This window comes from Ruegeria sp. CDSA221, from assembly GCF_059611825.1.
The window spans coordinates 50,623-68,679 of sequence record NZ_JBXWPK010000009.1 but is presented as its reverse complement, the minus strand read 5'-3'; the positions used below and the strand labels follow the sequence as shown (position 1 = coordinate 68,679).

Below are 18,057 nucleotides of genomic sequence, written 5' to 3'. Positions count from 1 at the left end.
GGGACGCGCGATGGTGTAGGACCATTGCGCAAATCAGATCGGGGCCAGATGCCATAACGGGTCGGGCCTCGGGACATCGCCTTGAAGAGAAAGGGATTGAACATATGGGAAAAGTAATCGGGATTGACCTCGGCACCACCAACTCGTGCGTTGCCATCATGGACGGTTCGCAGCCGAAGGTCATCGAAAACGCCGAAGGGGCGCGGACCACACCCTCGATCGTCGCCTTCACCGAAGATGAGCGACTGGTCGGTCAGCCTGCGAAACGCCAGGCGGTCACCAACCCTGACAACACGGTTTTTGGCGTCAAACGCCTGATCGGTCGTCGTGTGGATGATGCCGAAGTCGAAAAAGACAAGAAAATGGTACCATACGCCATCGTTGATGGCGGCAATGGCGACGCGTGGGTCGAAGCCCGCGGTGAAAAGTACTCCCCAAGCCAGATCTCGGCCTTCACTCTGGGCAAGATGAAGGAAACCGCTGAAAGCTACTTGGGTGAGGAAGTCACACAAGCCGTCATCACCGTTCCGGCCTATTTCAACGATGCACAGCGTCAGGCGACCAAAGATGCCGGTAAAATCGCCGGCCTGGAAGTGTTGCGGATCATCAACGAGCCGACAGCTGCCGCTCTGGCCTATGGTCTGGACAAGGAAGAAACCCAAACTATCGCGGTTTATGACCTTGGTGGCGGCACCTTCGACGTAACCATTCTGGAAATCGACGACGGGTTGTTCGAGGTCAAATCGACCAATGGCGACACCTTCCTGGGTGGTGAAGACTTTGACATGCGCATCGTCAACTACCTGGCGGATGAGTTCAAAAAGGAACACGGTGTCGATCTGTCCCAGGACAAGATGGCGCTGCAGCGTCTGAAAGAAGCTGCGGAAAAAGCCAAGATCGAACTGTCCTCGACCTCACAAACCGAGATCAACCAGCCGTTCATCTCGATGGGCGCCAACGGCCAGCCGCTGCACATGGTCATGAAACTGACCCGTGCCAAGCTGGAATCGCTGGTTGGTGATCTGATCAAGAAGTCGATGAAGCCCTGCGCGGCTGCTCTGAAAGATGCTGGCCTGTCGGCTGGCGATGTAGATGAGGTTGTTCTGGTCGGTGGTATGACCCGGATGCCGAAAGTGATCGAAGAGGTCACTAAATTCTTCGGTAAAGAGCCGCACAAAGGTGTGAACCCGGACGAAGTGGTTGCCATGGGCGCCGCCATTCAGGCCGGTGTTCTGCAGGGTGACGTCAAAGACGTTGTTCTGCTGGACGTGACACCGCTGTCGCTGGGTATCGAAACGCTGGGTGGTGTGTTCACCCGACTGATCGACCGCAACACCACGATCCCGACGAAAAAGTCTCAGGTCTTCTCGACCGCCGAAGACAACCAGAACGCGGTGACCATTCGCTGTTTCCAAGGGGAACGTGAAATGGCTGCGGACAACAAGATCCTGGGTCAGTTCAACCTCGAAGATATCCCGCCAGCACCGCGCGGCATGCCGCAGATCGAGGTGACTTTTGACATTGACGCCAACGGCATTGTCTCGGTTTCGGCCAAGGACAAAGGCACTGGCAAAGAGCAGAAGATCACCATCCAGGCATCGGGCGGCCTGTCCGACGAGGACATCGAAAAGATGGTCAAGGACGCCGAAGAGAACGCGGAGGCCGACAAGGAACGCCGCGAGCTGGTCGACGCAAAGAACCAGGCGGAAAGCCTGATCCACTCGACAGAAAAGTCGATGGAAGAACATGCCGACAAGGTTGATCCAACAACCATCGAAGCCATCGAGCTGGCGATTGCCGCGCTGAAAGACGAGCTGGAAACCGAGAATGCCGACAAGATCAAGTCGGGCATCCAGAACGTTACCGAAGCGGCCATGAAGCTGGGTGAAGCCATCTACAAAGCGCAAGCTGAAGACGGCGAAGATGAACCTGCCGCTGCGGATGCTGCACCGGGCGAGGATGACATCGTCGATGCCGAGTTCGAAGATCTGGACAACGACAAGCGTAGCTAACGGGTAACCGGGCCAATTCGGGCCGGTCCGGTCACCGGGCCGGCCCGATTACGTTGAGGCAGAAGGAAATACTGATGTCAAAACGCGACTATTACGATGTGCTCGGCGTATCCAAGGGTGCATCAGCGGACGAGATCAAGAAAGGCTTTCGTAAGAAGGCCAAAGAATTACATCCCGACCGCAACAAGGACAATCCGGAGTCAGAGGCACAGTTCAAAGAAGCGAACGAGGCCTATGACGTCCTGAAAGATGCCGAACGCAAGGCGGCTTATGACAGGTTCGGTCATGCTGCATTCGAAAATGGCATGGGCGGCGGTGGCCGACCTGGCGCTGGCTTTGGTCAGGGCGACTTTTCCAGTGCATTCTCGGATGTGTTCGACGACCTGTTCGGCGATTTCATGGGCGGCCAACGGGGCGGGGGCGGTGGACGTCGTGCTGCACGTGGTTCGGATCTGCGCTATAACCTGCGCGTCTCGCTGGAAGAGGCGTATTCAGGTCAGCAGAAAACCATCAATGTCCCGGCAGCGGTTGCCTGTTCGTCCTGCGACGGATCCGGGGCTGAAGGCGGTGTTGAGCCCACCACCTGTCCGACCTGTTCGGGTATGGGCAAGGTGCGTGCGCAACAAGGCTTTTTCACAGTAGAACGCAGCTGTCCGACCTGTTCGGGCCTGGGTCAAATCGTCAAGAACCCCTGCAAATCCTGTCAGGGTGCGGGCCGCGTTGAAAAAGAACGCGCTTTGTCCGTTAACATTCCAGCCGGTGTCGAAACCGGCACGCGCATTCGTCTGGCCGGTGAAGGCGAGGCTGGAATGCGCGGTGGCCCTCCGGGTGATCTATACATCTTTGTAGAGGTCTCAGATCACAGGCTGTTCGAGCGTGACAGCGTGAACCTCTATTGCCGGGTGCCGGTCAGCATGGCCAAAGCCGCGCTTGGTGGTTCGATCGAAGTTCCAACCATCGACGGTGGCCGCGGGCGTGTGCAGATTCCAGCGGGCAGCCAATCGGGTCGCCAGATGCGCCTGCGCGGCAAGGGCATGCCAGCCCTACGCGGTGGCGGTGTTGGAGATATGTTCATTGAGCTGGCCGTGGAAACTCCGGTAAACCTCACCAGCCGCCAGAAAGAGCTGCTGCGCGAGTTCGACGACCTGGGTGAAGATAATCACCCGGAATCCAACAGCTTTTTCTCCTCCGTCAAATCCTTCTGGGACGGGATGAAGGGCTGAAGTCTTTTCCCAAAAAGGGGGCGCTGCCCCCCGCGACTCCCCCGAGGTATCTAGGGCCAGATGAAGCAGGTGATCCGCATTTCATCTGGCCAAAAATACCTCGGAGCGCGAGGCAGAGCCTCGTAATTCTTCGCTTGATTATTGTCGCCGCGCCTGAAATGGTCCGCGCAACCGTTGGGGTGCCTTGTTCGCAAGGCTGAGAGGTGCTGCTGCATCAACCCATCGAACCTGATCCGGGCAATACCGGCGGAGGGAACGGTCTTATGAATACAGACGTTTTCCCTGCCCCGTTGCCCCTAGAAGATGGAGCAACGACATGGCGGCAATTGCCCTGACCATTGCAGGGTCCGACAGCGGAGGCGGGGCCGGAATTCAGGCGGACCTCAAGGCGATGTCGGCGCTGGGCGTTTATGGGGCCAGCGTTATTACGGCGGTGACTGCGCAAAACACCCTGGCCGTGACAGCCGTTCATGGCATTCCTCTGTGTGTGATCCGCGCGCAAATCGACGCCGTGCTGAACGATCTGGATGTCGGGGCGATCAAGATCGGCATGCTGGCAACACCCGAGATTATCGAGACCGTTGCAGATGCCCTGTCGGGCTATGCCGGGCCCATAGTTTTGGACCCTGTCATGATAGCGAAATCCGGGGATGCATTGCTGGCGGGTGACGCAATCCGGACCCTTATGGACCTTCTGATACCACGCGCGACTGTTCTGACGCCCAATTTGCCCGAGGCTGCGCGCCTGCTTGGACAGTCCGAAGCGCAGTCTCCGGATGAAATGGTGGTTCAGGGACAGGCCCTTTGCGCAAAGGGGGCCGCGTCTGTTTTGATGAAAGGTGGGCATGGACAGGGCGAGATATGTCATGATCTGTTGGTCGACGGTTCGGGATTGGTGGATGAATTCACAGCGCAGCGCCGGAACACAAAGAACACCCACGGGACTGGGTGTACATTGTCCTCGTCAATTTCCGCCGGGTTGGCCAAAGGTCTGAGCTTGCGGGATTCCGTGGCAGAGGCACATGCTTATTTGCAAGGCGCTATCGCCCAGGCTGATGGGCTGTGCGTGGGCCGGGGCCATGGTCCGGTGCATCATTTCCATCGGGTCTGGCCGGCGTGACGATCTGGTCTGTCATAGGGGCAGGAGTGGCCGGTTTGGCTGTCGCGTCCGAATTGGCTCATCGCGGCGCACGGGTGCAAGTCTTTGACCCCGCCGGCCTGCCGGGTCCGCATAGCTGTTCTTGGTGGGCCGGGGGAATGCTGGCCCCGTGGTGCGAGTTCGAAAATGCCGAAGAGCCGGTCTTGCGCCTGGGGCAGGGTGCTTTTGACTGGTGGGCGACCCGGACCAAGGTTCATCAGCGCGGTACTTTGGTCGTTTGCGGTGCGCGCGACTTGCCGGATTTGCGTCGATTTGGTCGTCGAACGCAGGGGTATCATGAGGTAGATCAGCGGGAACTAGCTGCATTAGAGCCTGATCTACATGGTTTCGGCAACGGTCTGTATTTCAAGGGCGAAGCCCATATAGACCCACGCATGGCGCTAAAGGATGTCTTCGACAATCTTATCGCGCGGGGCGTTGCCTTTCATCGCGAACCCGCCCCTGCTGGGTTGGAGAACGCGATTGACTGCCGTGGTCTTCAGGCGCGGGACGCTTTGTCTGATCTTCGGGGCGTAAAGGGTGAGATGCTGGTGATCCGCTGCCCTGATGTGACGCTGACCCGGCCCGTGCGCCTGTTGCATCCTCGGATGCCGCTTTACATCGTGCCGCGTGGCGATGGCATCTACATGCTGGGCGCGACGATGATTGAATCTGAGGATAAAACCCGCATCACCGCGCGCTCGATGCTGGAACTGCTCAGCGCGGCCTATGCGTTGAACCCCGCTTTTGGCGAGGCCGAGGTGCTAGAGATCGGCGTCGATCTGCGCCCGGCCTTTCCCGACAATCTGCCTCGGATCCGGCGTCGGGGCAGGACGATTTACGCCAACGGGCTGTACCGCCACGGGTATCTGCTGGCACCGGCGCTGGCCCAAGGCGTTGCCGATCTGGCGCTTGAACACAAACATTCGGAGATGGTCGATGAAGATCGTGCTTAATGGCGAGCCGCGCGAGGTGCGGGCCGAGACCTTATCGGAATTGCTGATGGAATGCGGCTATTCGGGCCGTGTCGCCACTGCGGTGAACGAAGATTTCGTGCCCTCGGGGCTGCGTGTTGCCCATGCTTTGGCAGAAGGGGATCGGATCGAAATCGTCGCGCCGATGCAGGGGGGCTGAGGATGAAATCCTTTTACGGAACCACATTGGCCAACCCGCTGATGCTGGGCACGGCGCAATATCCCAGCCCGGCTATTCTGGAGCAGGCCTTTCGCGAAAGCGGGGCGGGTGTTGCCACGGTCTCGCTTCGCCGAGAATCAGGGGCGGGGCAGGCATTCTGGCAGATGATCCGCGATCTGGGCGTGTTGGTGCTGCCCAACACCGCCGGATGCCATACGGTCAAAGAGGCGGTAACCACCGCCCAAATGGCGCGTGAGGTTTTTGATACCAAATGGATCAAGCTGGAACTGATCGGCCATACGGACAGCCTGCAACCGGATGTGTTCCAGCTGGTCGAAGCTGCGCGCATTCTGACCAGTGACGGGTTTCAGGTCTTTCCCTATACGACCGACGATCTGATTGTTGGCGAACGGCTGCTTGCCGCCGGGTGTGAGGTGCTGATGCCATGGGGCGCGCCGATCGGGTCAGGGCGGGGGCTGAACAATGAATATGCCCTGCGGGCGATGCGGGCAGAGTTCCCGGATGTGCCCTTGGTGATTGACGCGGGCATCGGCCTGCCCAGCCACGCCGCCCACGCGATGGAGCTGGGTTATGACGCTGTACTGCTGAACACTGCTGTGGCCCGCGCCGGGGACCCCGTTTTGATGGCCCGCGCGATGGCCCGCGCGATCGAGGCCGGGCAACTGGCCCATCAGGCCGACCCGATCGAGGCGCGCGATATGGCGGAACCTTCGACCCCGGTTATTGGAAAGGCATTTCTGTCATGACACTCGACCGGTTTTATCCGATCTTCGATCATTCGGACTGGCTGCGCCGGATGCTGCCGCTGGGCATCAAGTTGGTACAGCTGAGGGTCAAGGACCAGCCCATGGATGTGGTGCGTGACCAGATTGCCAAGTCGCGTGACCTGTGCCGCGCAAATGGGACAGTTCTGGTGGTCAATGACTATTGGCAGGCGGCCATCGACGCCGGCTGTGACTGGGTGCATTTGGGGCAAGAGGATCTGGACGAGGCCGATTTGATTGCCATCCGCAAGGCGGGTTTGAAACTGGGCGTGTCCACCCATGATGATGATGAGTTAGAGCGCGTGCTGGCCATGGACCCCGACTATGTGGCGCTTGGCCCGGTCTATCCCACCATCCTGAAAAAGATGAAATGGCAGCAGCAGGGTCTGCCCCGCGTCACAGAATGGAAAGCGCGTGTTGGAGATACGCCGCTGGTTGGCATTGGCGGGATGAGCGTCGAACGTGCGCCGGGTGTCTTGCAGGCGGGGGCGGATATCGTCTCGGTTGTGACCGATATCACCCTGAACGCGGACCCCGAGGCGCGCTTGCGCCAGTGGATCGAGGTCACCAGATGAGCCGATATGCCCGCCAGACGCTGTTGCCAGAGGTTGGGGCCGAAGGGCAGGCGCGCCTGTCCTCGGCACGTGTGTTGGTGGTCGGTGCGGGCGGTTTGGCCGCACCGGTCCTGCCGCTGCTGGCTGGGGCTGGGATCGGGCAGATCACGATATTGGATGGGGACCGGGTTGAGCTGTCCAACCTGCATCGGCAGACCCTGTTTACTGAAACGGATTGCGGACATCCCAAGGCTGAGCGTGCAGCGGCACGATGCAAGGCGATCAATGGGGACATAGACGTCAGTGGCAAAAAAAAGGCTCTAACAAGTGAAAATGCTGGAAATTTGGTCGCTCAGGCGGATGTGATCCTGGATTGTGCAGACAGCTATGCGGCCAGCTATATCCTCTCGGACACTTGCTTGGCGCAGGGCAAGCCGCTGATCAGCGCCTCGGTGCTTGGGCTGATGGGCTATGTCGGCGGTTTCTGCGGCGGCGCGCCGTCCTTGCGCGCGCTGTTTCCCGATGCGCCGGACAGCGGCGCAAGCTGCGCCACCGCTGGTGTTCTGGGCTCGGTCGTTGGGACGATAGGCGCGATGCAGGCGCAGATGGCGCTGAACCTGATCCTTGGGCTGACGCCCTCGGTGCTGGGTCAGATGGTTCAATACGATGGTCGGACACTCCGTAGCACGGCCTTCCGCTTTGACGATGCGCCCGAGCCGAACAGCTGTTTCCGGTTTCTCTCGGCCGGGCAACTGACGACAGATGACCAGATCATCGAGCTGCGCAGCCCCGAGGAATCCCCGCGCCCGGTACATCCTGATGCGCAACGGATATCGCCGGATGATCTGAATCAGATAGACCCTAATAAGGGCAAAAGGCTGGCATTGTGCTGTGCTACCGGATTGCGCGCCTGGCGCGCTGCCGAACGAATTCAACCGAATTGGCCGGGCGAGATTGTTCTTGTCGCGGCTTCAACCTCGTGAACAGAAGGAACCGCGAGATATGAAAAAACTGATCGCTGCAATCGCCCTGCTGGCTGCCGCGCCGGCCTGGGCCGAGGATAAGATGACCGTCTTGTTGGATTGGTTTGTGAACCCTGACCATGGTCCAATTATCGTCGCACAGGAAAACGGCTATTTTGCCGACCAGGGGCTTGAGGTTGAGATCATTCCGCCCGCGGACCCCTCCGCGCCGCCGCGTCTGGTGGCCGCTGGTCAGGCCGATCTGGCGGTGTCCTATCAGCCGCAGCTGCACCTGCAAATCCATGAGGGCTTGCCGCTGAAACGGGTCGGCACGCTGGTTGCCACCCCGCTGAACTGCCTGCTGGTGCTGGATGATGGCCCGATCAAGTCGCTGGCCGATCTGCGGGGCAAGAAAATCGGTTTCTCGGTCGCCGGTGTCGAAGAGGCGATCCTGACAACCCTTCTGGGTCAGCATGATATCGGTCTGGATGAGATTGAGATGGTCAACGTCAACTTCTCGCTGTCGCCGTCGCTGATGACCGGTCAGGTGGATGCGGTTATCGGGGCGTTCCGGAATTTTGAGCTGAATCAGATGGATATCGAAGGTGTCGCGGGCCGGTGTTTCTATATCGAAGAGGAAGGCATCCCGCCCTATGACGAGCTGATCTATGTCGCCAATCCCGACACGATGGATGCCGATAAGGTCGCGCGTTTCCTGGCCGCGACCCAGAAAGCGACCCAGTACATCGTCAACAATCCGAAAAAAAGCTGGGAAATCTTCGCGGCCACCTCGACCGAGCTGAAGGATGAGCTGAATGCCCGCGCCTGGGTCGACACGCTTCCCCGGTTCGCGCTGCGTCCGGCGGCGTTTGATGCGGGTCGCTATGCGCGGTTCGAGGAGTTCCTGAAGAACAGCGGCATGATCGACAGCCTGAACCCGGTCAGCGACATTGCCATCGACGTGACCGCGCAATGAGCGATTACGGCAAAGCTTTCGCGCTGATGCGCGATGCTGCGCAAGGGTCGTGGCGGGATTACACCCGCCACGCCTTTGTGGAAGGAATGAAAGAAGGAACGCTGCCGCGCGCGGCGTTCCTGCATTACCTGCGACAGGACTATGTGTTCCTGATCCATTTTTCCCGCGCCTGGGCGCTGGCGGTTGTCAAATCCGAGACTCACTCCGAAATGCTGGCGGCCGTGGCCACGGTAAATGCGTTGGTTGCCGAGGAAATGCAGCTGCATATCGGTATCTGCGAGGCCGCCGGGATTTCCCAGGAGGAGCTGTTCGCAACCCCTGAACGCGTCGAAAACCTGGCCTATACGCGCTTTGTGCTTGAGGCCGGGTATAGTGGCGATTTGCTGGACCTGCTGGCGGCTCTGGCCCCCTGTGTGATGGGCTATGGCGAAATCGGGACGCGGTTGGCCTCCGAGGCAACTTCCGAGGTCTATCGTGACTGGATCAATACCTATGCCAGTGACGACTACCAAGGCGCGTGCGAAGCGGTCGGAGAACTGTTAGATCAGGCTCTAATACGGCGTATTGGTGAGAACTTTGCAGCCTCGCCTCGCTGGGACCGCCTGTGCCAGACCTTCCGCACCGCAACCGAGCTAGAAGTCAACTTCTGGCAAATGGGCCTGACCCCATGACACGGGCGCCCGATCTGAGCATCAACGGCATGGCTACGATTGACGGGGCGACGTTGTTCGCGCCGCTTACCCTGACCCTTGGGGCCGGGCAGTGGACTTGCCTGTTGGGCGGATCGGGCGTCGGTAAAACCACAATTCTACGTCTGATTGCCGGGCTTGATACAGGTGCCGTGTTCACCGGGCAGATCACCGCCGGTGACGGTGCTCCGATGCAGGACCGCGTGGCCTATATGGCGCAGGATGATCTACTGCTGCCCTGGGCAACGGTTGCACAGAATGTCTCGTTAGGTGCGCGGCTTCGGGGCAAGTCGGTCGATCTGGAGCGGCGCAACCGTCTGATTCAGCGCATGCGATTGCAGGATCATATGACCAAGAAACCCGCCGAACTGTCGGGCGGCCAACGCCAACGCGTGGCCTTGGCCCGGACGTTGATGGAAGACCGCCCGATTGTTCTGCTGGATGAGCCGTTCTCGGCCCTTGATGCTCGCACCCGCGCCGACATGCAGGATCTTGCGGTCGAGGCATTGCAGGGCCGGACTGTTCTGCTGGTCACCCATGACCCGGGTGAGGCCGCCCGGCTGGGCCAGTCCATCATGGTGATGACACAGCAGGGCCTTACCCCTTGTGAACCGCCGCATGCACCTGCCCCGCGCCATGTGGACGACCTTGAGACGCTTGAGACGCAAGGTGCGCTGTTGCGCTTGCTGCGCGAGGCGGTCGCATGAAATATCTCTCAGCCCTTGCAGCCACCGTGTTTGCGATTGCGATCTGGCAGGGGATCGTCTGGACGACCGGCCTGCCTAAATTCATCCTGCCAAGCCCCGCCGTGGTGGTCGAGACCTGGTGGCAGAACCGTTGGCTGATCGCCGAACACACTTGGATCACTGCGGTCGAAGTGGTGATTGGATTGGCTTTTGGGACGGTTCTGGGTGTGGTCACGGCGCTGCAACTGGCCAATTCGCGGGCGGCGCGAGTTTTGGTACAGCCGATGCTGGTGTTCACGCAGGCTCTGCCGGTTTTTGCGCTGGCCCCGTTGCTGACGCTTTGGCTGGGCTATGGTCTGTGGTCCAAGGTCGCGATGGCGGTGCTGATCATCTATTTCCCGATCACCTCGTCTTTCTTCGATGGGCTGATGCGGACGCCGCAGGGCTATCTGGACCTTGCGCGCACGATGCAGGCCAGTCCGCGTGCAGTGCTGTGGTATATCCGCATTCCGGCGGCGATGCCCTCGCTGGCGTCGGGGATGAGGCTGGCCGCCGTCTATGCGCCGATCGGGGCGGTGATTGGTGAATGGGTCGGCTCGTCCCAAGGGTTGGGATATTTGATGCTGTTGGCCAATGGCCGTGCAAAGACTGATCTGATGTTCGCCGCGATGCTGACCTTGGGGGTGTTTTCCATCGTGTTGCATATGGTTGTCCGCCGCGCCACTGCCCGCATGGCAGGTGAGGTGCGTTAACCATCTGGAAACCGATTCTGCGTCAGGCTGAGAGCATGACACAGGACGCCTTTTCCGAAGCCCCAATGCTGTTCGATACAGACGAAGCCCCCGCGCAGCCGCTGCCGACGGGTCGGTTACCCTCCTACATCAAAGATCATCGCAAGCGGCTGCGCGAACGGTTCCTGTCTGGCGGGTCCGCCGCCATGCCGGATTATGAGCTGTTGGAACTGGTCCTGTTCCGTTCAATCCCCCGGCAGGATGTGAAACCGCTGGCGCGTGCGCTGATGGAAACGTTCGGCGATTTCAATCGGGTGCTGACCGCGCCCGAGGAACGGCTGCGCCAAATCAAAGGTGTCGGGGATACTGTGATCACCGATCTGAAAATCCTTGAGGCCTGCGCCCATCGTATGGCCCGCGCGCGGGTGATGCGGCGACATGTGATTTCCGGATGGGACGCATTGCTGGACTATTGCCACACCACCATGGCCCATCGTGAGACCGAACAATTCCGTGTGTTCTATCTGGATCGCAAAAACGTGCTGATCGCTGATGAGGAGCAGGCCAAGGGCACGGTGGATCATGTCCCTGTCTATCCGCGCGAGGTTGCCAAACGGGCGCTGGAGCTGAATGCCTCGGCGTTGATACTTGTGCATAACCATCCGTCAGGTGACCCGACCCCGTCGCAATCGGATATCGACATGACCAACCGAATTCAGGATGCCTGCCTGGCACTGGGCCTGACGCTGCATGACCATCTGATCATTGGAAAGTCGAACGAGTTGAGCTTCAGGTCCGAAGGCTATCTGTGAGTGCTATTGAACCCAGACCTCGACCCGGCGGTTGACCTTTCGGCCCCATTCCGTGTCGTCGCAGGCCATGGGCATGGCCTCGCCAAAGGCGTCGACCGTGATTTCGACGCTGTCCCCGATAGCGGTTTCAATCTCGGCCAATACGGCATTGCGAACGGTTTTTGCCCGCAACAATGCGATCCGCGCATTGGTTGACGCTGCCCCTTCGCCATCGCTGAAGCCGACAAACCTAAGCTTTCGGGCATCGAGGGTCCCGGATTCCAAAAGAAGGGCAAGATGTCGGATATTGGACCGTGACTGCGCATCCGGGCGCGAGGAACCGGGCTCGAACCGGAAGGACAGTGACAGGCGGGACATGGGTCTGAAAATCTCGACCAGCCGCTGAAGTTCCTCCATACCAACTTCTGATCCGCCCGACGCGATCGCATTGGCAAGTCGATCCCCTTGCACCCCAAGACCCATAGTCTCGGGGGTTTGATCGACAAAGCCAGCTTCGCGTATTGCCATCTGCGCCTCGATTCCTTGGGTGTAGGCCAGGAATTGACGTGCAAAACGCGGCATTCGCCGGTCCGGCAGGTATAGAAACATAGGCGAGGTCAGCGGATAATCTTCGGTCTTGATTGACTGCCGAGTTGCCGCCAGCGCATGACCGCACCCGCCGGTCAAAGGCAGGGCACGCGCGGTGCTGGCTTCGGCTTGGCTTGCGACACCTATTGAAAAGGGATCCGCAGCTACGGTACGCACCAGATCAGTACTGCGGTCATGCCGAATGGCCGCCTCGGAAAGGGCTGTGCCGGAGGGTGCCAGAAGCCTGTCTTCGACATTCTGGGCTAGACCCGAACCGGCTTCCGGAAGGTGCAGTGAAATTGGCGCATCGGGTCCGCCCAACTCGGCCCAACTCGTAATCTCGCCCGAAAACACCCGGGTTAATTCCGCAAGCGAGATTTGCTGTAACGGGTTCGAGTTGGCAACGATTGGTACCAAAGCGTCAAGCGCGATGACGCGGGCCCGGCGGGTGCGGGTCAGATCGCCAAGGCCTACCGCTTGTGCGGCTTGCTCCTCTTCGGGTCGGATTTCGCGCAACGCCAGAACAATATCAGCCTGGTTTTCTGCCTGCGCCCTAAATCCGCGCTCAGTGTTCCCTGCGTCAAAGAAGAACCGACCCAGCGGTGCTGCCCTCCCGGGTTGGTGCAGTTCGTAAGAAAATGTGTTGGCGGTCAGCCTGTTTGGGGTCGCCGACAACCCTTGCTGCTGTGCGAAGCCAACAATCAGCGCTGGTAGAACCTTTTCCGCCATGACCGAAGATCCGGCAAATCGGATTTCAGCCACAAAATCGGTCAGGCTTGGGCAGGCAGGTCCGGTACAGGTCACACCGGACCCATCAACTGTCAGCGTGCCGAATTGTGTTGCCACGCGATAGAACTCGCCGTCAAATCCCAGCAGGTCACCGGTGACTTCAACCTTGCCGTCATGCGACATAAGCGAGATGTCTTGCGCCTGTGCGCCCGAAGCGATTGTAACGGAAGCCAGTGCAGCCGCTGCCACACGAAAGAATGTCATAAGATGCCCGAGCCTGCCTGCGGATTTAGTTTGCGGCGATTGTCAGGTCTTGGAAGAGATTATTCAACACCAGAAACTCTCCGGTGCGGGAGCATTCAGGAAAACTCAGCGTCCTGTCTTTTGATCTCAACCGATCATCCCGCAATTCAAGCGACTGGATGTTCAGGTCGCGCCCGCAATTTTCTGAAGTCACCTCGGTTTCGACAGTGATTTCTATCGACCCGTTTTGGTTGGAAAGACCAGCAGGGAACGAATAGATTTCGATGTTTTTCATGTCCCCGGTTCCGGTATTGCCCAGACGCACTACCTGTCCGGCGCCTTCGGTCGGGGTCTCGGCCGAGACATGGCCATTGCCGCCATAGATGGCCCCGAATTCCAGCGCATGAATTTGCAGGTCAGTTTCACCCTGCCATTGCAGGGCAATGCGTTCGTAATTGGCAATGTCAGCGATATGGGTGGTTGCGACTGTTCCATGCTGGTCTTCAAACGAGATCAGAAAGATCGCATATTCTGACAGGGCCGGGATTGTCATGTCCATGCGCCCTACTGCGTCGGTGCGCTGTGTGACTGTCAGACCGCTATGGTGAATTTCCACGGATTCATTACTGTGGCAGGGGGCGTTGACGACCAGCCGGGCGGCAGCACCGGGAACGGCAGTAGCGCGCGCACTGAGGGTGCAGTCAACGGAATTGACAGGTTCTGATCGACTGGATTCGATAAAACGGTTGTCGGACCCGGTCTCTTCGCTTGTTCCGTGAACCGGCGCAGATGAGGTCAGAACGACTTCGCTTAACCCGGGGATGATTGAAGCCTGATCTGTAACTGATGCCACATCAACAGAAGCCCGCTCCCCTCGCGGTTGCGCAGGGGTTCCGTTCTGCATGAGGTAGCCAATGGCCAATGCACAAGCAACGGTGCCGCCAGTGGTTACGTAGTTCTTAATTACAAACAAGACACCCTCCCCAGTTGAAGGAGCGATTCGCACCCTGCAGTTGAATCACGGCTAATATGTGGCCGTGAGGCGGACTCATTGTGTCTCGATTGTGGTGACGTTAGGTCAACCGGCCATGGCAATGCTTAAACTTCTTGCCTGAACCGCAGGGGCACTTGTCGTTGCGCGACGGGTTTCCCCAAGTTGCCGGGTCGTCTTCGACAAATCCAGGCCGCGCATCACCCGAGGCTTCGGCCTCGGCCACCGCTTCGGCGTGACCAGTGGCCTGATCTACCGCCTGCTGCGCCCGTGCCTGCTGCGCTTGCATCTGGGTCAGCATTTCGCGCTGCTCCTCTTCGGTCAGCGGTCGCACGCGGGACAGCTGCTGGGTCACGGTTTCGCGCAACGAATCCAGCATGGATTCGAACAGCTGGAAGCTTTCGTTCTTGTATTCGTTCAGCGGGTCGCGCTGGGCATAGCCGCGGAAGCCCACGACCGAGCGCAGATGTTCCAGCGTCAACAGATGTTCGCGCCATTTGCTGTCGATCGTGTTCAGCAAGACCTGCTTTTCGATGTTGCGCATGTTCTCGGGGCCGAACGCGGCCACTTTTTGCGCCATCATCTCGTCGGCGGCATTGATCAGCCGTTCGCGCACCTGGTCGTCATCCACGCCTTCTTCGGCGGCCCAGTCCTGAACCGGGGCGTCGATGGTCAGCTTGTCCTTGACCGCCTCGTGCAGACCCTCGGTATCCCACTGATCAGCATAGGATTTCGGCGGCATATATTCGTCGATCAGATCGTCGATCACCTGTTCACGCATGTCTGATACGATTTCTGACAGATCGTCAGCGGACATGATTTCGCGCCGCTGGCTGAAGACCACTTTACGTTGGTCGTTCATCACATCGTCGAATTTCAGAACGTTCTTGCGCATGTCAAAGTTGCGACCTTCGACCTTGGATTGCGCCCGCTCCAGCGATTTGTTCACCCAGGGGTGGACGATGGCTTCGCCTTCTTTCATGCCTAGCGTGGTCAGAACCTTGTCCAGACGTTCCGAGCCAAAGATACGCATCAGATCGTCTTCAAGGCTCAGATAGAACACGGTGCGGCCTGGATCGCCCTGACGGCCTGAACGGCCCCGCAACTGATTGTCGATGCGGCGGCTTTCATGGCGTTCCGAGGCCATCACGTAAAGGCCTCCTGCGGCCAGAACCTTTTCTTTTTCTTCGGCATGGCGCGCCTCTTCAGTGGCGCGCAACTGGGCCGGGTCGGCATCGGGGTTTTCTTCCAGCGCCTGCAGAACCTTCATTTCCACATTGCCGCCCAGCTGAATATCAGTACCGCGACCGGCCATGTTGGTGGCGATGGTTACTGCGCCATATCGGCCCGCATCGGCAACGATCTGCGCCTCTTGCTCGTGTTGGCGGGCATTCAGAACATTGTGCTGGATACCCTCTTTGGTGAGCATCTGGCTGAGCAATTCGGACTTTTCGATGGACGTGGTGCCCAGAAGGACCGGTTGTCCGTTTTTCTGGGCTTCCTTTGTCTCGTCGATCATGGCGCCGTATTTTTCGGCCGCGGTACGAAAGACCTGATCGTCCTCATCCAGACGCGCGATCGGTTTGTTGGTTGGTACTTCGACAACGCCCAGACCGTAGATTTCGGCAAATTCCTCAGCCTCGGTCAGCGCGGTGCCGGTCATGCCGCCCAGCTTGTCATACAGGCGGAAATAGTTTTGGAACGTCACGCTGGCCAATGTTACGTTTTCGGGCTGGATCTGCACGTTTTCCTTGGCTTCGATGGCCTGATGAAGACCTTCCGACAGGCGACGACCTGGCATCATGCGACCGGTGAACTCATCAATCAGAACGACATTGCCGTCCCGCACGATGTAATCTTTGTCACGTGTAAACAGCTTATGCGCGCGCAAGCCCTGGTTCACGTGGTGAACGACTGTGGTGCTTTCAGGATCATACAGCGAATTGTCTTCTGGGATCAGGCCGTTGGCAATCAACTGTTGCTCCAGAAACTCGTTACCCTCATCCGTGAAGGTCACGTTCCGGGACTTTTCGTCCAGCGTGAAGTGATCTTCTCCCAATGACGGAATCAGCGCATCAATCGCGGTATACAGGTCCGACCGGTCCTCGGAGGGCCCGGAAATGACCAGCGGCGTCCGCGCCTCGTCAATCAGGATCGAGTCGACCTCATCCACGATCGCGAAATTGTGGTGTTTCTGGTAAATTTGATCCAGTTCCGCCTTCATATTATCGCGCAGATAATCAAAACCCAGCTCATTGTTGGTGGCATAGGTCACGTCACAGGCATAAGCAGCCTTTTTCTCGGCATCGGGCTGCCCTGACCAGATGACACCGGTGGTCATGCCCACGGCGGCAAACACCTTGCCCATCCATTCAGAGTCGCGCTTGGCCAGGTATTCGTTCACCGTGACCACATGCACGCCCTTACCGGTCAGCGCGTTCAGATAGGCGGGGAGGGTCGCAACCAATGTCTTGCCTTCACCCGTTTTCATCTCGGAAATATTGCCCTGATGCAGGAAGGCGCCGCCCATCAACTGCACATCAAAGGCACGCAGGCCCAGCGCGCGTTTTGCCCCTTCGCGTACGTTGGCAAACGCCTCGGGCAGCAGATCATCCAGGCTTTCGCCTTCCAGCGCACGTTTGCGCAGCTCGGCGGTCTTTGCGATCAGGCCGTCATCCGACAGATTCTCGAACTCGGGCTCCAGCGCGTTGATCTGTTCGATCAGGGGGCGGGTCGCCTTGATCTTGCGGTCGTTCGGTGTTCCGAACACCTTTTTGGCGAGCGTTCCGAGTCCCAGCATGTTCACTCCAGCGGATCTGTTCTTGTCTTGGTTTTGACAGGCTTGCCCACCTTGCGCGCAACCCATAGATACGGGGGGTGAAAGGCGGCCCTGTCCAAGGCTTCAAAGCGATGTAAGCGGCAGGTTCCGGAGTGTCAACGCTGCGCCCTGCCGTGGCAAAGAAATAGGATGATTCCATGCCCAAAGGCCTCACTTTTCTGCCATCGCTGGCCCTTGCAACGGTGATGGCGCTGCCATTGGCCGCCGAAACCAAGCCCGATGCCAGCACGGTGGTCGCCCGCGTAAACGGCGAAGAAATCACTCTGGCGCATGTGATCGCAACAGTTGCGACACTGCCCCCCAACTACCAGCAGGTCGAAGATGATGTTCTGTATGATTTCATCATCGAACAGCTGATTCAGCAGCAGTTGCTGGGCCAAGAGCAAGAAGGGCTGAGCAATCTGAACGCCTTGGCCATCGAGAACGAGACGCGGTCGTTGCTGGCGGTTCAGACTGTAAATGCCCTGATCGACGAAGTTGTAACGGCAGAAACCATTCAGACCGCCTATGATGCGCGCTTTGCCGAGTTTGAAGGCGAAGATGAGTTTAATGCCAGCCATATTCTGGTCGAGACCGAGGATGAGGCCAAAGACCTTAAGGCTCAGTTGGATGATGGCGCCGACTTTGCCGAGCTGGCCAAAGAAAAATCAACCGGTCCTTCCGGCCCGAATGGCGGGGTGCTGGGTTGGTTCGGCAAGGGGCAGATGGTTCCCGAGTTTGAAACCGCCGTTGTCGCGCTTGAGAAGGATCAGGTGTCGGACCCGGTGCAGACACAGTTCGGCTGGCACGTGATCATTCTGAATGACAAGCGCAAATCCGAAGCGCCCGCACTTGATGCGGTACGCGACGAGCTGGCACAGGATCTGCAAAGTGAAGCAATTCAGGCCCGTATCGGCGAATTGACCCAGGCTGCACAGATCGAACGCCCTGCGCTCGAAGATGTGACCCCGGGCATCGTGCGTCAGTTGGACCTGATTCAGGAGTAA

The 18,057-nt window shown here is 58.8% G+C and carries 17 protein-coding genes and 1 riboswitch; of the genes, 14 read left to right on the top strand and 3 right to left on the bottom strand.

Going from position 1 to position 18,057, the window contains the following annotated elements; genetic code table 11:
• Positions 1-104 precede the first annotated feature (104 nt).
• The 13 genes from dnaK to radC all read left to right on the top strand — a co-directional run bounded on the left by dnaK (position 105) and on the right by radC (position 11,702).
• Positions 105-2,012 carry a molecular chaperone DnaK gene (dnaK, locus tag AC2FJ5_RS14460; protein ID WP_281973405.1) on the top strand — a complete coding sequence of 636 codons (1,908 nt, stop codon included), beginning with the start codon at positions 105-107 and terminating at the stop codon, positions 2,010-2,012.
• Between the two features lie 74 nt (positions 2,013-2,086).
• Positions 2,087-3,235, top strand: a complete 1,149-nt coding sequence (gene dnaJ / locus AC2FJ5_RS14455; RefSeq protein WP_142637347.1) for a molecular chaperone DnaJ — start codon at positions 2,087-2,089, stop codon at positions 3,233-3,235.
• Between the two features lie 165 nt (positions 3,236-3,400).
• Positions 3,401-3,507: riboswitch (TPP riboswitch) on the top strand.
• A 44-nt stretch (positions 3,508-3,551) separates the two neighbouring features.
• The gene (gene thiD, locus AC2FJ5_RS14450) at positions 3,552-4,355 is read left to right on the top strand and encodes a bifunctional hydroxymethylpyrimidine kinase/phosphomethylpyrimidine kinase (protein WP_496793773.1); all 804 of its coding nucleotides are present in this window, start codon (positions 3,552-3,554) and stop codon (positions 4,353-4,355) included.
• A complete protein-coding gene (locus tag AC2FJ5_RS14445) occupies positions 4,352-5,329 on the top strand; it encodes an FAD-dependent oxidoreductase (RefSeq protein WP_496793771.1) in 978 nt (325 codons plus the stop codon). The genes thiD and AC2FJ5_RS14445 overlap by 4 nt, the downstream gene beginning before the upstream one ends.
• Positions 5,313-5,507, top strand: coding sequence for a sulfur carrier protein ThiS (gene thiS, locus AC2FJ5_RS14440; RefSeq protein WP_496707339.1), 195 nt, complete (start codon positions 5,313-5,315; stop codon positions 5,505-5,507). The genes AC2FJ5_RS14445 and thiS overlap by 17 nt, the downstream gene beginning before the upstream one ends.
• Before the next feature lie 2 nt (positions 5,508-5,509).
• On the top strand, positions 5,510-6,274 hold the full coding sequence (locus tag AC2FJ5_RS14435; protein WP_496793770.1) for a thiazole synthase: 765 nt from the start codon (positions 5,510-5,512) through the stop codon (positions 6,272-6,274).
• Complete coding sequence (locus AC2FJ5_RS14430) at positions 6,271-6,867, top strand: thiamine phosphate synthase (protein ID WP_496789919.1); 597 nt, start codon at positions 6,271-6,273, stop codon at positions 6,865-6,867. Before AC2FJ5_RS14435 ends, AC2FJ5_RS14430 begins: the two co-directional genes overlap by 4 nt.
• Complete coding sequence (locus AC2FJ5_RS14425; RefSeq protein ID WP_496793768.1) at positions 6,864-7,829, top strand: ThiF family adenylyltransferase; 966 nt, start codon at positions 6,864-6,866, stop codon at positions 7,827-7,829. Before AC2FJ5_RS14430 ends, AC2FJ5_RS14425 begins: the two co-directional genes overlap by 4 nt.
• Before the next feature lie 19 nt (positions 7,830-7,848).
• A complete protein-coding gene (locus tag AC2FJ5_RS14420; RefSeq protein WP_496793767.1) occupies positions 7,849-8,784 on the top strand; it encodes an ABC transporter substrate-binding protein in 936 nt (311 codons plus the stop codon).
• On the top strand, positions 8,781-9,455 hold the full coding sequence (gene tenA / locus AC2FJ5_RS14415; RefSeq protein WP_496793766.1) for a thiaminase II: 675 nt from the start codon (positions 8,781-8,783) through the stop codon (positions 9,453-9,455). The genes AC2FJ5_RS14420 and tenA overlap by 4 nt, the downstream gene beginning before the upstream one ends.
• On the top strand, positions 9,452-10,180 hold the full coding sequence (locus AC2FJ5_RS14410) for an ABC transporter ATP-binding protein (protein ID WP_282022165.1): 729 nt from the start codon (positions 9,452-9,454) through the stop codon (positions 10,178-10,180). Before tenA ends, AC2FJ5_RS14410 begins: the two co-directional genes overlap by 4 nt.
• A complete protein-coding gene (locus AC2FJ5_RS14405) occupies positions 10,177-10,911 on the top strand; it encodes an ABC transporter permease (RefSeq protein ID WP_282022166.1) in 735 nt (244 codons plus the stop codon). The genes AC2FJ5_RS14410 and AC2FJ5_RS14405 overlap by 4 nt, the downstream gene beginning before the upstream one ends.
• A 35-nt stretch (positions 10,912-10,946) precedes the next feature.
• On the top strand, positions 10,947-11,702 hold the full coding sequence (gene radC, locus AC2FJ5_RS14400) for a RadC family protein (RefSeq protein ID WP_282022167.1): 756 nt from the start codon (positions 10,947-10,949) through the stop codon (positions 11,700-11,702).
• Between the two features lie 3 nt (positions 11,703-11,705).
• Here radC and AC2FJ5_RS14395 read toward each other — a convergent pair whose 3' ends face one another.
• The 3 genes from AC2FJ5_RS14395 to secA form a co-directional block, all read right to left on the bottom strand.
• Positions 11,706-13,262: a phosphate ABC transporter substrate-binding/OmpA family protein gene (locus AC2FJ5_RS14395; RefSeq protein ID WP_496793765.1), complete on the bottom strand. Its 1,557-nt coding sequence runs from the start codon at positions 13,260-13,262 to the stop codon at positions 11,706-11,708.
• 25 nt (positions 13,263-13,287) lie between these two features.
• Entirely contained in the window at positions 13,288-14,214 is a 927-nt protein-coding gene (locus tag AC2FJ5_RS14390; protein ID WP_496692628.1) for a hypothetical protein, read from the bottom strand.
• Between the two features lie 100 nt (positions 14,215-14,314).
• Positions 14,315-17,032 (bottom strand): preprotein translocase subunit SecA, encoded by a 2,718-nt coding sequence (secA, locus tag AC2FJ5_RS14385; protein ID WP_496793763.1) that lies wholly within the window; start codon positions 17,030-17,032, stop codon positions 14,315-14,317.
• A 176-nt stretch (positions 17,033-17,208) separates the two neighbouring features.
• Between secA and AC2FJ5_RS14380 the strand changes: the two genes are divergently transcribed.
• On the top strand, positions 17,209-18,057 hold the full coding sequence (locus tag AC2FJ5_RS14380) for a peptidylprolyl isomerase (protein WP_142637319.1): 849 nt from the start codon (positions 17,209-17,211) through the stop codon (positions 18,055-18,057).